This is a genomic window from Inquilinus sp. KBS0705 (genome assembly GCA_005938025.2).
Taxonomy (GTDB): Bacteria; Bacteroidota; Bacteroidia; order Sphingobacteriales; family Sphingobacteriaceae; genus Mucilaginibacter.
The window spans coordinates 108,615-123,252 of sequence record VCCI02000003.1; the positions used below are offsets into that span (position 1 = coordinate 108,615).

The 14,638-nt window shown below is 39.6% G+C and carries 13 protein-coding genes and 1 pseudogene; 3 read left to right on the forward strand and 11 right to left on the reverse strand.

The window, feature by feature from the left end; all coding sequences use genetic code 11:
- Positions 1 to 350: 350 nt before the first annotated feature.
- On the reverse strand, positions 351 to 1,940 hold the full coding sequence (locus FFF34_014745; protein TSD63825.1) for a hypothetical protein: 1,590 nt from the start codon (positions 1,938 to 1,940) through the stop codon (positions 351 to 353).
- A gap of 425 nt (positions 1,941 to 2,365) precedes the next feature.
- Between FFF34_014745 and FFF34_014750 the strand changes: the two genes are divergently transcribed.
- Positions 2,366 to 5,347, forward strand: coding sequence for a T9SS type A sorting domain-containing protein (locus tag FFF34_014750; protein TSD63826.1), 2,982 nt, complete (start codon positions 2,366 to 2,368; stop codon positions 5,345 to 5,347).
- 26 nt (positions 5,348 to 5,373) lie between these two features.
- Here the strand turns inward: FFF34_014750 and FFF34_014755 are convergent.
- A pseudogene (locus tag FFF34_014755) lies at positions 5,374 to 5,615 on the reverse strand (GIY-YIG nuclease family protein).
- Between the two features lie 338 nt (positions 5,616 to 5,953).
- On the opposite strand from FFF34_014755, the gene FFF34_014760 reads away from it, so the two are divergent.
- Entirely contained in the window at positions 5,954 to 6,223 is a 270-nt protein-coding gene (locus FFF34_014760) for a helix-turn-helix domain-containing protein (protein TSD63827.1), read from the forward strand.
- Between the two features lie 101 nt (positions 6,224 to 6,324).
- Here FFF34_014760 and FFF34_014765 read toward each other — a convergent pair whose 3' ends face one another.
- The 8 genes from FFF34_014765 to FFF34_014800 form a co-directional block, all read right to left on the reverse strand.
- Positions 6,325 to 6,963 carry a hypothetical protein gene (locus FFF34_014765; protein TSD63828.1) on the reverse strand — a complete coding sequence of 213 codons (639 nt, stop codon included), beginning with the start codon at positions 6,961 to 6,963 and terminating at the stop codon, positions 6,325 to 6,327.
- A gap of 3 nt (positions 6,964 to 6,966) precedes the next feature.
- Positions 6,967 to 7,308 (reverse strand): hypothetical protein, encoded by a 342-nt coding sequence (locus FFF34_014770; GenBank protein ID TSD63829.1) that lies wholly within the window; start codon positions 7,306 to 7,308, stop codon positions 6,967 to 6,969.
- Positions 7,309 to 7,395: 87 nt separating this feature from the next.
- Complete coding sequence (locus FFF34_014775) at positions 7,396 to 7,944, reverse strand: hypothetical protein (GenBank protein ID TSD63830.1); 549 nt, start codon at positions 7,942 to 7,944, stop codon at positions 7,396 to 7,398.
- A gap of 68 nt (positions 7,945 to 8,012) precedes the next feature.
- Complete coding sequence (locus FFF34_014780) at positions 8,013 to 9,311, reverse strand: relaxase/mobilization nuclease (protein TSD63831.1); 1,299 nt, start codon at positions 9,309 to 9,311, stop codon at positions 8,013 to 8,015.
- Positions 9,298 to 9,720 carry a MobC family plasmid mobilization relaxosome protein gene (locus tag FFF34_014785; GenBank protein TSD63832.1) on the reverse strand — a complete coding sequence of 141 codons (423 nt, stop codon included), beginning with the start codon at positions 9,718 to 9,720 and terminating at the stop codon, positions 9,298 to 9,300. The genes FFF34_014780 and FFF34_014785 overlap by 14 nt, the downstream gene beginning before the upstream one ends.
- A gap of 163 nt (positions 9,721 to 9,883) precedes the next feature.
- On the reverse strand, positions 9,884 to 10,192 hold the full coding sequence (locus tag FFF34_014790) for a hypothetical protein (protein ID TSD63833.1): 309 nt from the start codon (positions 10,190 to 10,192) through the stop codon (positions 9,884 to 9,886).
- Positions 10,193 to 10,329: 137 nt separating this feature from the next.
- The gene (locus FFF34_014795; GenBank protein TSD63834.1) at positions 10,330 to 10,779 is read right to left on the reverse strand and encodes a hypothetical protein; all 450 of its coding nucleotides are present in this window, start codon (positions 10,777 to 10,779) and stop codon (positions 10,330 to 10,332) included.
- A gap of 66 nt (positions 10,780 to 10,845) precedes the next feature.
- Positions 10,846 to 11,199 (reverse strand): hypothetical protein, encoded by a 354-nt coding sequence (locus FFF34_014800; GenBank protein TSD63835.1) that lies wholly within the window; start codon positions 11,197 to 11,199, stop codon positions 10,846 to 10,848.
- A gap of 136 nt (positions 11,200 to 11,335) precedes the next feature.
- Between FFF34_014800 and FFF34_014805 the strand changes: the two genes are divergently transcribed.
- On the forward strand, positions 11,336 to 13,540 hold the full coding sequence (locus tag FFF34_014805) for a hypothetical protein (protein ID TSD63836.1): 2,205 nt from the start codon (positions 11,336 to 11,338) through the stop codon (positions 13,538 to 13,540).
- 6 nt (positions 13,541 to 13,546) lie between these two features.
- Here the strand turns inward: FFF34_014805 and FFF34_014810 are convergent, their stop codons facing one another.
- Positions 13,547 to 14,455, reverse strand: coding sequence for an AraC family transcriptional regulator (locus tag FFF34_014810; GenBank protein TSD63837.1), 909 nt, complete (start codon positions 14,453 to 14,455; stop codon positions 13,547 to 13,549).
- Positions 14,456 to 14,638 lie beyond the last annotated feature (183 nt).

Here is a 14,638-nt window from a genome sequence, read left to right on the forward strand (position 1 = left end):
ATACATTATCACCTTGGGAACTGCCGCTGATATAAAATATAAATACTATTGGGAGTGCAGTTCGCACCAAACTTATCAGGAGTTTGAATGTTCTTAATAATAACTAAAGGGCGGGGTTGTTCTTTAGTCAATAGTTAATTCTTCGGAAAATCAGATTCCGAAGAATTTTTTGTTAATACCAGCAACAAATATAGTGCAGGTTTAACTTATAGTACCGCAACTATTCTCCTATCCCACTCTTTCCAACTAATCTAAACCAAAGCTAATTATTGACGGCTTTTACTAATCCCTTTAAATATAAAAGGCATCCGTATAATACAGATGCCTTTTAATAACAATATTAGTGCAGTTTAATTTTCCTGTACCATTAAAAAGTACTGGCAAAGCGCGCCGGCTGCAAAGCCAGACATATTGCCACCGAGAATTACTGTGCCCGGCGCATAATCTCTTTTGTAGATATTCATTGAAGCAAGCTTGGGGTCACCAGTTCCTATCTGGCCACCAACTTTTGTAAAGCTTTGTAACCAACTGGGTAATGTAGTTGCACGTGGGTCGTATGCTATATAAACGGTAGCGGCCCTGTTTATATTGAAAGATACATAAGAATTCAGCTTACTGGCTTTCTCATCATTAGCCGTCTTTATCAATAATGCATTAGCCAAATAACTTGGTATATCCTTAATTTGATAAGTCCTATCGGTATAGTAAGTACTGCCTGTTGCCAGTGCAGTTGTTTGCGGTTTTGCGATAGAGTATCCTGTAAGCCCTGAAACTAAAGCTACCGCAGGAGATGGTTCTGTAACTGGTACCACTACCGGTACCGTTGGTACATTTGTTACCGTATCTGAAGAAGCATTAGTATGCAATGTTTCGAAAGTTTCGCCTACTAATTTGTTAATCCATTTTATATATGGCGTAGCCCATTTTGCTATGCCGTAATGTTGCTCACCCCCATTTTTATAAGGTTCGTCAAATAACTCATAAACTAACACCGCTTTAACCGTAGGGTTTGCTTTACATTTAGTTATAAAGTTTGTTAAGAAGGTGTTTTGGTCAGCCTCCAGGGTGGCTAAATTGCTGGCTCTAAAATTAGTTTCAGTGATCCATATGGGTTTACCCGGAAATAAGGTGTTCAATTTGATGGTGATATCGCTGATCTTAAGCGATGTGGATCTTGCAATAGCAGCCTCCATATCAGAATACCAGTGGTAAGCAAGGATATCATACTTCAACCCATAGCTTTCGCAAAACTTTATGAAACCCCAATGTAACCAACCGGCAGATATCATCGTTTGCGCATCAGGGTCATTCGCGTGTATCCCTTCACTCATACCGGTCAGATAAGCCGCGGTAACGCGTAGTTTTTTTTGATCGTAATCTTCTGTAATACGGCCATCTTTTCCGGATAAGATCGATCTTACATCAAGGTCGTTACCCAGGTCGTAATAGTTAAACACCGCGGCGTATTTAGCAGCAAAATTCGCTCCTATAGTTTTACCTTTTGTGTATGCGGCATCCTCAGTATCACCGTAGTCAAGGGTTCTGGGGGTCAGCATCGGAAGCAGGGTAACGTTGCCTGCCGCAGCTGCATCTAAAAGTGGTTGCAAAACTTTTGGAACCGTACAAGTGCCGTCGCTGGTAGACAATACATTAATACGGTAAATACCCATTCCCATTTTTTTGATCATATCAATTTGCGCCGCGGCTGGGGTACCCAAATAAGCGAGGTCGCCAAGTGGATGACCGTTTACGCCCAATACAAATGAAGATGATGAGTTTGAACCGGGAATGGAGGTGGATTCCAAAGCAGAAGCAGAAAGCGTTGCTAAGTTACCTGACGCAGCTTTGGGTTCAACAAACGAGTCTTTTTTACAAGATCCAAGTGCGATAGTTATGGCACACACGAGTGCCAATAAACTTTTTGAATAGTTTTTAATCATTAGGGGTATTTTAATTAATCAATAGTTATGGGTTTGTACGGAATGATTAACTAAAAGGTTTATTATTTATGAAAATTTGATAAAAAAATATCGTTATGAATGAGTTTATGCTCGTTTAACGATATATTTCGTAAGAAAAATCATTATTTAAAGAATAAGTGATGTATTTTTTCAATAGTTCAGATATTATTAAAAAAAAGCACGCGCTTCGGAGTTTAACTATGATTGCCGGCTGAAAAAACTATAGCATCTCTATGGAGATTGATGGAATGAAAGCGTAAAAAATTTACGTTTTAAAGGACAACTTGGTGCTTAACCTTGTTAGGTACAGCTTGTAGGTGTTACTTGGCATCAGGCTTGTGATTTTCAAGTTGATATATTGGATTATAAAGCAGCAGTCCTTATTGTTGATATTTTTTAGTTTCATGAATTACATCAAACCTTTACTTAAGACACTGTTTTTCCTGGCGTTGTTGCATACCAGTATGGCGTCGGCTCAAACTATAAGTATAAATTTTCAACCGAGTGGCACATCAACCCCAAGCGGTTATAAGGCAGATGTAGGATTGCCTTATGATGCCACACGCAAATACGGATGGGTGGATCCCTCTACAAAACAGCCGATAGACCTACAGGATAATATGCGGCTACGCAGTGGTTCCGGAGATGTTAAGCAATTGTCGTTAGTGCAAATGCAAGCTACAACCAGTTCTCAGGTGCCGGGAACTTGGGAGTATGCGGTAACAAACGGCCGTTACCGGGTTACGGTAAGTTCTGGCGACGTGGGATATTACGATAGCAATAACCAGATCAATGTGGAAGGATTGCCCACCATCTCAGATTTCACCCCCAGTTCAACAACAAAATACCGGACAGCCACAGCAGTAGTGCAGGTTACCGATGGTAAACTTACAATTGATGCTACGGGCGGGGTAAACACCAAAATGAATTATTTAACCTTTACACCGGCCACAAGCGTAACAGATACCGAAAGCCCCACTGTAAGTGCCCGGTTAACGGGTACGCAAACTTCAGCCGGTGTTTACAGCAACCAGGTTAAGATTTATGTTACTGCAAAAGATAATGGCGCAGCGGGGCTGGCATCATTGCAGTATTCGGTAAACGGTGGATCGTACATTAATTATAAATCGCCTTTAACTATTAATATAGCAGGCACCTATACGCTAAAAGTAAAAGCAATAGACGGAAATAAGAATGAAAAGACCAGCACATCTAGTTTTAAAGTAACAACACCAAAGGTTACCGGTGTGTACATGTCCTTAAAAAATATGGACCTTATTCCTGCCAATGATGTGTTGGTGTTTTCATTAATACAAACCCCCTGGCGGCGTACAAGTCCCACCACAACTCCGTACAATGCTAATCATGATAAAGTAAAGCTTAGAGTATACAACAAGGGGACGGGCAAATTAAACATTACTAATTTAAAGCTCTCTAATACTGTATCGTGGAAGATAGCATCAGTTAACAGTGATACAGCCGTTAGGTTACCGTTTTCGGTAAATTCAAAAGCTTACAGCGATGTGGTTGTGCAGTACACGGCCAAAGATGTTGGCACCAGGGTAAAAGTACTTAATGATACGCTTACCATCACAAGCAACGATAGTATAGCCCCAATAAAAAAAGTAAACCTGCATGGTATATGGCAGTTAGCGGGCGAAAGCACAAATGAGCCCTATGCGCAGCAAATAATCAGTGCTTTTGGCTATACAACCAACACCGGATACGGGCACGACGATGGAGACAATAATGGAACCGCCCGGGTGGCCGGTTCCAGCGAAGTAAACGCGTCGTACTTTGTACAGGCAGATAAAAGTAAACCGGTTACTGTCTATCAAATGGCAGCTTATCACAGTTGCTGCTCGGCGGTAGAATCTGTAAAATATTTTGCTAAAGGTTCGTCGTCAACAACCAATTTGTTTACACATAACAACCTCGATGGACAATCCGTAATACCAAGGCTTGCTAACTCAAGCACGTCCCCTGCTCAGGGAACATTTAATTTTTCCGGATCTTTTGGATTTAAGATCGGTTCGTCCTCTTCCGACAGAACCCAGAATAGTAATGGGCTCATTGGGATAAGGGTTTTGAAAGTGATAGATGCCGAAGGTAATATTGTCCCCAATGCCTACATTTTTGATTGCGATTATTTAGGTACTGAATATACAAATTACGATTATCAGGATAATGTTTACTACATCGATAATATTAAACCAGAGTCCGGTTCGGCCCACTATTCCGATCTGGCCTGCACCACATCATCCGATGTCAAGTTTGCAAGTACTTTAACAGGCAGCACTACATCTGTCAACCTTGCCCTTAAAAATACCGGTAAGCAATACAGTGACGGGACGAGTGATTCTGAAATTAAGCTGGCCAGCGTAGAGGTAGTTGGCCCTAATGCTTCAGAGTTTTCGGTTGGCGCTTTGCAAACTTCAACGCTTGCTGTTCAAGGCACCACGCAAATAACGGCTAAGTTTAAGCCGGCCAGTGTAGGTATAAAAAATGCGGCTATCCTTGTACATTACAACAGCGCATCGTCACCGCTTCGTATCCCGTTGTATGGCAATGCCAATAATAGCACTTCTACAGTAAGTGTGGTAAAACGAATAAAAGGGGGGGCAGATGCTAATGTGACTATTGATAATAAAGTTTTCGAAACGGATAAAAGCTATCGGAGTGGTTCAATTAAACTGGATATGCAGGTGGTTAAATCAGACGTTGCCGCAACCGATGATGACCAGCTGTATCAAACCTACCTGTCTGCAGCTACCGACTTGGCAGAAACAAAGTATGCGATACCTATAACGAACGGGAGTTACTTGGTACGCATGCACTTTGTAGAAAATTATTGGACAACCCCCGGTGCAAGGGTTTTTAGCATATTTATGGAAGAAAAGCAGGTGCTTTCTAACTTTGACATTTACAATGAAGTAGGTTACCGGCAAGCTTTGGTGAAAGACTTTAAAGTGACCATAAGTGATGGCGTAATGAGTGTAAGATTCGTCCCAACGGCAAACAGGGTTGCAATTGCGGGATTAGAAATATATAAAGTCAATAGTACACAAGCTGCTGTGGCCATGGCTGTTGCTCAGCAACCTTTGATAGAAGAACCAAAACCGATTGCCGCTTTAACTGTGTACCCAAATCCTAGTTTGGGGACTTACTTTAATATTAATGCCCGCAGTTTGCCTGGTAATCAGAAGGCTGTATTAAACGTTATTAATTCCTGGGGACGACTGGTACAAACCCAAGCAGTGTTAATTGATGGGGATGGAAATCTTACCATGCAGGTTTCTATGGGCAAAACCTTAGAACGGGGAGTATATATTATTCAACTTGTCTCAGAATCAAAAACTTTATTCTCAAAGTTACTTGTCGAGTAAACAATAACTTATCAATTAGGCAATTGTTAAAATGCGTAGTAAGTCGTCCATTTTATTCCGCATGCACCTGATTTTATTTGTCGTTCCCTTTTGCCTGCGTTTACTTTAGTTAAATGTGTATCTGACCAATTAACACCCAATCCGGGGCTTTGCCTGTAAATCCTTTATGGTTTGTATTGTGTTTTTTGATACGTTCATCTAACTTAGATGTTGATCCAACATAGTATTTATTTAAGGATGAAGAGTAAGGGATGTAAGCAAAAAACATGTAATGAAAAAAGGCATCCAATTGGATGCCTTTTTGTGGGAGTTACTGGGTTCGAACCCTAACTTGTATATCGTTGATTGTTAAAATCTTACAAAGAGCCCCTGCGAGCAGGTAGTCGTTTAGGTATTGCCATATTGACTATTCCTAGTAAAGGTAATAAACCGGTAGTAAATAACAAATTTCAAATGTAAAAATATTTAAATGTATCCAAAGTGTATTAAGTGGCCATCCTGCTAAATTAATTTGTAATAAAGTAAGATAAAAACATCGGTACTACCGAAAAGCTTGTCATTTTGTATGAAATCTTCTGGCCAAATTTGCACTATAATCATCAAATCATGGCAACAGAAATTATAACAAAAGAAGATCTCAACGAATTCAGAGAACTGCTATTAAACGACTTTAAAGCAATTCTTCAGGGCAAGCCTACTGCCGAAAATACTAAATGGCTCAAAAGTTATCAGGTTAAGAATATGCTGAAGATATCTCCGGGCACGCTTCAGAATCTTCGAATTAACGGGACTATTAATTACACAAAAATTGGCGGGATCCTATATTATAAGCACGAAGACATTCAACGTTTACTTGAGGGCAAAAACAAAAGATAGTAAATCGAGGATCGCAATCAACTGCTTTGGCAACGTGATTTTACCGCCGAAACAGTTTAACGCTGATTATCAGCAAATATAAATCTGGCGATTATCCTATATTATCGTCCCGGCCTATTTGGCTTCTGCTCATTAGCTGCAATAGCTTCGGTCAATTCAACTATATCTTTACACCAATCAGGGATTCGTTGCTCCTTAAAAACGATTTTGCCGTTTTTAAGAGTTAATAAAAGCTGTGGCTGTGTCTGAATTGCCGGATTGTTATTGAAGCCTGAAAGAAGCATTATCTGATCAAAATGATTCACTATTTTAAGCAGACTTTGAGGGCCCTGCTCAAAATTAATCTTGATACTGGCCGCATCTACGAAGTGTCCCTTTTGTTTTACACGCAAAGCTACACGGTCCATTGAAGCTGCTATATTTGGCAGGAAGAGGTAGATCAGCCGGGTTTCGTATCCTGCACTTTTAAACAATTCAGCACTCTCTGATAAAAAATCATTTCGCAGATTTGTCTCTACCGTCAGATGTAGGCCCGTACCTAGTGCCTTACTTTTAAAATTGAGGTATACCCTGTTTACCGCTGATTCGAGTGCATCCTCCGCAATGTCAGGGAATTGCTTCTCAATTTTAAATTTTTCAATATCCGGATCGAAAATTAACGTACCAGGCCGAGAAAAAAAAGTAGAAAAAGTGCTCTTACCAGCACCATTCGGACCCGCCACTACAGTAAAAACCGGCATGCGTTATCGCTTTTTTACTATATGTTCCTTGCCGGTTTCCAAGTCATATGCTACAGTTTCCTGTGAACCATCTTTGTACCGGTGGACAAATGTATTTGGCAATCCTGCAGGATAAGAAATATACAATCCATTATCCAGTGCCTTATTCACTAGTTGTTGTGCAGGAAGCTCTAAATATTCAGAGAATTGAGAAGCGTTCAATTCAAAAACATCAGGATGACTTAGGTCATCCATTAGCTTATAAAGTTCGCTGGCTTTATTAATGCCTAATTTAAGTGTTTCCCATTCTTCTAATCGAAGGAAAACGCCGCGTGGACGTTGTCCATTATCAAGTATTACTTCCATAGGAGCGCTTTAGATAATAATCAAATATAATCATATTTAACAAATGTAATGCCTAAGGGTTAACAGGTTCTTGGTAGATTAAGCCGGTTAACTGCTTTTACCCTGATTGAATTTACCTGCATAAACTGATTCGAAAGATTGTTTTAAGAATTCTAATGCTTTCTTTTGCTCCCTCACTTTTCCGACACGTATCGCGTCAACTAAGGCCAGCATATCATAAAGCTTTTCATCAGCCAGTGCTGCTTTCACTTGGTTAGGGTAAAGCGGGGTTATGGCCTGGCCTTTTACCTTTTCTTCAGGACTTGCCCAAACGTAATGATCTTCTGCAATGAAGGAATCTTTGAGAATAGGCGCACTATGTGCGGTGGGCATTCCTCTTACAACAGCGCCAGGTTCGGCAGGAAAAACAAACTTCAAGCCATGCTCAATAAAGTTATATAAAGCTGTTTTAAAAACGACCCGCTTATCAGGGCTGATCAGTTTGGCGATCATGGACCGGTTTAAAGACTCACTGATCTCGGAATTACTAATAAACAAACTTGCGGCGAGGTCTTTATTTAGCCAATCCCTATTGGATGCGATGATTTTCAGAAGCACCACCAGATCATGTGGCCTCATACCATTATGTGCTTTCATATACAAATTTATCATTTATTCTTCAATTCGCAAATCGCGAATTGTACCAATATTTTAATTAGCCTGCATTATCTTCTGTTCGTTCTTGCCTTTCTTTGACGGTGCCTGTTTCTGCCATGGATGGCTTCATCATCAATATCATCGGCTATCTCTATACCTGGGTCGCTTTGTAAATCAGTACCAGTGTAACTATTGCTATCAGTATCAATATAACTATCGCTCTTATTATCTTTAGAGCTACCTGCTGCTTGGTTACTGTCTTCTCTAAATCGGTTATCCGTTGTGCGATTATCTGCTGGTTGTCTTTCATTTCGCGAAGATACTTCGCGCTGGCTGTCGCGTTCAACTGCATTTGCTCTAATATTTGAATGAGCATTGCCTGGTTGTCTTCCTGCTGCGGTTTGTCCTTCAACTGATTTTCCGGCTGTAGTGAGTTCGCCGTACCTTGCTTTTGTAAGATCGTTTGCACGGCTAATCGCCTTGCGGTCTCTGTCTTGCTCATAGTCGATAAATTTGGTTAGCTCCGCCCATTTAAACCGGTTTCCTAATGCCTGGCCCTTTATCTTAAAATCATTAATAAAATAGGTTATGCCACTTATCCTGCCTGTACTGGCCTGGTTAAAAAGAAGATAAATCCCTGCTTGCTCACAAAGTTTAATGAATTCCTGAAGGGATTGATACTTTTGATGTATGATCGGCTCCAGCATGGCTTGTAAAAGGCTTTTATCTGAAGGAATACCAGTACGCACGGCCTTTTCGATTTCGTTCTTGGTCAGAGAGCGCTGGGTTGCGCGGTTACGCGGTTCCATTGTTCTTTCGCGAAAAAGTTCCGCTGTTAGCTCATTACTATGTTCGCCGGCTCTAAGGTTATGTTGATGCTTTGATCGGATGTTATCTTGTGCTAATGGTATGAGGTTATATTGTTCTTCCAGCTTCCTTAACACCGATAAACTTTTCCGGTAATTATTCCTGTCGGATACCACACTACCATCGTAACGGATACGGTTTACTAATAAATGCACATGTGGATGGCCGGCATCATGGTGCCGGACAATCAGGTATTGGTTATCATCATAACCCATGGATTTCATATAGTCGAAAGCAATATCCAATAACTTAGAGTTGGTTAGATTCCATGGCTTTTCGTCGTTTGAGAAATTGAGGCTGGTGTGCCAGACGTATTTCCCGAGTGCAGGTCGCAATTGCCTGATCAATTCAACCTCCTTATTAATGATGCCTGGCGAAAGAGAGGAAAAGCTGGTGGCTAAAACCTCAGCACGTTGTTTGATATCCGGGTGGTGCAGTTTTTTTAAATTGTAACCTAATGCACCCGAGAAGTTTGAACCAAATTTTTCAACTGCGATCATCTAACAAATGTTTAACAATTGCCTGCTGCTGCACTGAGAGCTCGTTTAAAACACGGAGTAAACCTACAGCGAGCTTTCCTGCATTGACTTGCTTTGTGAGTTGGTTTAGATTTACACCTATTCGATTAAGTTCAGCATATAGCTGGACGGTGATCTTTGGTGTCAATGCTTTCGGGTAGTTTCCAGAGAATAGACGCTTCCTGACCAGTACGGAAACATGCTGGCTGCACATGATGCTAAATTGTTCCAGTTGCTTATGCTCGCCTTCGGTTAGACGGATAACCATTACTTTCGATAATTTTTGTTCTTTTTCTTTTTTTGGCCGGGCCATCTTTCTTCTTTTGTAAGAAGCAAAACTGGGGCTTAGCAAAATGCTTATTTGACAAGTATTTCGGTAGTACAGAAACATAATTATGCGGCCGAGGTAAACCTGCTGGCAATTAAATCTTGTTTTTATATGTCTGCGGAACAAAGTGAGGTAGCAATTTGAGCACCGCGCACCCGAAGGCAAGTCGTTTTGGTATTACCAAAACATAACTTGCTTTACTTACTTTATTTGACTTTACTTTAAACTACATTGACAAAGCGTCGACCTGGTTTGAAACTCCTGCCAATTCGAAATTCTTTAAAGCTTTATTGTAACGGGTTTCATTGTTTTCAATGGTCGTTACCTTCCCGCCGGTGTGCTGCATCGCATAGGCCAGCCAAATTGTGGAATGTCCTGTTGAAGTACCAATTTCCAAAGCCGATTTGAAATTGTTTTCAGTAACTAATCTATACAATGCTTCACCATCAGTATATGGAATATTCCAATTCTGCCAGCGATTCCGCTGTAGTTCTAAAAACTGCTTTACTGGATTTTTTAAGGTCGTCATTGACATTGAATTATATACAATGCAAACTTACGACCCGGCAATCTGCCGTTGTTAGGACAAATGTGATAGTTTTCGGTACTTATGTTACCGGTTTTTATAGATTGGTGTATGCAATCGTGAAATCAATGGAATTAAAGATGCTATTAACATTTCAATAACTGAAAATCAAATCCATTGGTTATTTCTAAATTCCAGCGGGGAAAAACCCGTGTTTTTTTTGAAGTATCGTGCAAATAGCTACTGGCTTTGAAATTTAGCAGTTCAGTTATTTCAGAAATTGTCTTGTCTGAAAATTGTAGTAATTGTTTGGCCTCTAAAATAACCCGTTCTTTAATCACGTCACTCGCCGTTTTATTACAGATAGCTTTTACGGTACTATTCAAAAAGTGAGTTGTTATATTAAGTTTATCTGCATACGCAGTTATAGTCGAATGTTTGAAGAAATTTTGCTCAACCAGGTGTTTGAATTTTTTATAAACGACGATTTGATGTTTGATATTCCGGTCGATACTGGCTCCGGAAAATAGCTTTTGAATTTTTTTTAACAATATGAATAAAAGCGCCGGTATTAACTCGGGTGATTTTTCTATCATCAACAGATCTACCAAAGGTTGAAGAATAGCGGAGGCCTCGTCGTTTAACTTCAGATATGGATTTATTTACAAGTTGTCCAGATAGGATAATTCAAAAAGAATATCTTTATTTTGGAAAAGCTGGAGGAAAAAACTTTCGGTGAACATAATGCAATAGCCTTCCACACCTTCCCACTCTTCAAACAAGTGAAGCTGTCCCGGAGAAATAAAAAATAAGCTGTAAGGATCAATTTTATATTCTTTATAATCGATGGTCTGCTTACTGTTACCCTTCGTTATCCAAAGAATTTCATAAAAATCGTGCTTGTGCGGGAACTCTACATTTTCAGGGGTTACCATTTTTTCAAATCTATCCACATTAAACGCGATTGATTTTGTCGGTTCATTCAAAAGGTCACCAATAGAAATAGCTTTTATCATATTATAAATTACGTCAGTTGCGATTAGAGGGATCCGCGTGTTATTTCCTGCAGAATAAAAAAGTCCATCTTTATGAAAATATAATTTATTTTTTTTGACAATATAAACATGAATTTTACAAGGCTAAGATTTTTATATGAAACATAATTTTCGTTCGAAACTATTTTTTGTGCCAGGCATCCTCATGCTTGTTTTACTTATATCTGTTCCATCGAAGGCTCAACAAATGATTCAGATTGATAAATCCAACCTCGGGCGCAAATTTGAAGGTATAGGAGCACTAAGCGCCGGAGGATCATCGCGTTTGCTAATTGATTACCCCGAGCCATACAGATCACTTATACTGGATTATTTATTCAAACCAAAATTCGGAGCGTCATTACAGCAGTTAAAAGTCGAGATCGGTGGAGATATAAATTCTACATGCGGAACCGAGCCCAGCTATCAACATAATAAAGGTGAGCTAAATTTTAATGCAGGTTACGAATGGTGGCTGATGAAAGAGGCTAAAAAGCGTAACTCCAGGATTTATCTTGATGCCTTGGAATGGGGGGCGCCATATTGGATTGGAAATGGAAATTTTTATTCGCAGGATAACGCGGATTATATTGCAAAGTACATCTTAGGGGCAAAAAAAATACATGGCCTTGACATCGATTATGTAGGAATTTGGAATGAAACGCCCTATAATACAGATTGGATCAAAACCTTGCATAGTACGCTGAAACTAAATAAAATAGCAACGAGCATAGTAGGCGCGGAGGAAATACGCGCCTGGAATATCGTTGCCGAAATGAACAAGGATGCCGAACTATTTAAAGCGATAGATGTAATCGGAGTTCATTACCCCCGTGGTCAGGGTGACGGCCTCACGGACACTAAGATTGCGTCCGATGAGGGCGCAAAAAATAACTTGTACGTAACGAAAGAAGCAGTGTCGTTAAAGAAGCCGCTGTGGGCCAGTGAAGACGGCCCGTGGAGGGGTGACTGGAGAGGGGCGAAAGGACTGATCAAATCATACATCAGAAATTATATTGATGTCAAAGTTACAAAGACGATCATCTGGAGTTTGATTACATCTTATTATGATAATATAACCATTTCAAATTCTGGCTTGATGAAAGCGAACCAGCCTTGGAGCGGGCACTTTGATGTTCAACCTGCCATATGGGCAACTGCGCACCTAACCCAGTTTGCGGAGCCCGGTTGGCATTACCTGGAAGGTCAGGGTAATGGTTATTTGAGCGGAAAAGGGAGTTACGCAGCACTTACGTCTCCTGACAATAAAGAATTGAGCATCATCCTGGAAACCGTGGATGCTTTACAACCTCAGAAAGTTAAATTTAAATTGGATTCTGAATTCAATAACAGGATATTTTATTTATGGAAAACTGATTCGTTAAGTCAATTTGTTAAGTTATTGCCTTCAAGAATAAAAAACGCCGAGTTATCCCTGACACTTGATGAGGGCGCTATTTACAGTTTAACAACGACTACAGGCCAGCAAAAAGGTGTTGTAGGAAAGTCAGGCATTCCGAAATCTGCTGGCTTTCGACTGCCTTATCGGGAATCGTATGAATCATATGGACAAAATTCATTGCCTAAATTCAGTTCTGATATCTCCGGGGCTTTTGAAATCGCTGGAGGTAATAAAAATAAATATCTCAAGCAGAAAGTGTTAAAAAAAGGAATTGAATGGACTTCAAGCCTCAACACTGAACCTTTTACAATGATCGGCGATACTGCTTTAACAGATTATTCAATTAAACTCGATGTGCGATTGAATAAGAACAATCAATCGGTATACCTTATCGGCCGAATCCCAAAGGTTGTCCAAAATGACATTCAGCTTCCCGGTTATTGGCTTAAATTTTCTACTGACGGTACTTATAGGTTAGGGAAATCAGGAACGCCTGTATCAGCGGGACATTTTGATCTTCAAAATGATTATATAAAAAATCAACGCTTTTTCATCGACGATACCGCTAATGATATTGTCTTGAACGGGAGTGAAATCCACAGGCTGCCGGATTCTGTTAAAGCTATTTTTGATGGCCTTACCAAGGTACTAGCCGACCCGGCAAATAGCGACATCATACTGATACTTTACAAAAACGGTTCATTTTCAATAACTAAAGAAAATATTTTAGCTTCAGGAAAAATTGATTTTCCCATTAAATCATGGCATTCGGCTAAACTGTTATTTAAGGGAAATACAATAAACGCTTTTTGGGATAATGTGCACCTTTTCAATATCAACGATTCCAGTTTTACAAATGGATATTGCGGTTGGGGCAGCGGATGGCATGAAGCAGAATTTGATAATCTCGTTATTGAATAATAAATCTCATATCAATGGATTTTGAATTAGCGGATTATCAAAATCAATTTTTTGACGATATTCCTTGGGAGAAAGACCCATTGTCCGGGTGAAAAGCCTGGAAAAGTAATAAGGGTCACTAATGCCCACGAGCTGAGCAATCTCATTTACTCTATGGCGCGAGAACTGAAGTAACTGGCAGGCTTTTTGGATCTTTAAATGATTAAAGTATTCTATAGGGGATAAGCCTGTAATTTTAGTGAAAGAACTGCAAAAATGCGCTGTTGACAAATTTGCTACTGCTGCTATTTCTTTAAGGCTCACTGAGCGTTCAATGTTATCTTTTAAAAAACGGATGACCTTATCGAAGTTTTCCTCTTTATTTGGGTTAAGGCCTGTCTCCTGACTATCCGAAAACAGAAAAAGCTTCAGCAAGTGATTTAAGTTTATACTCGTAAAAAACATATTTTCCAGGCTATAACCAAGTTGTAAGCTTGCATATATACTTTTAAATATTCCGATCATTTCGTCCTTACTATACATTTTATTGTTTCCAATAACCATTTTCCTGTACAATACTTCTGTAATGAAATTTGCACCCGCACCTTTTAAATGGAGCCAATAAATAGTCCATGGGCTATCAGCGTCCGCAAAATAAAGGTGCATCTTTCCTGCCGGAACGATAAGATATTCAAATGGGCAAATCTTGAATTTTTTACTGTCAATAACTGCTTCGCCAGACCCTTCGGTGCAATAAATTAAAATATTCTCTTCAGTCCCTGCTTTTCGTTCTCTGTAGTGAAAAGCCGCTTTTGGATAATAACCAATCCAGGTTGTATATAAATTGTTTACATAGGGGTGTTTTTCACATTGTTCCAAAACTTTATTGGGAAGCGCGATAGCTTCCTGACCGTCAAACCCTTCTTTTTTCTTCATTGCAGTTTTTCTTCTTTATTAAGAATAGGCAAACTAGTAATCTCTAATTAAATCATATCCTTTTGATTAGCTGTATGCCTTTAAGTTAAATATAAAGGAAACAAAAAAGATTATTTATTAAACAATTAACGAAAAATTGTCCATTTCTTTAGAAAAATAGTCAATCTTTATTTTTTCCGCATA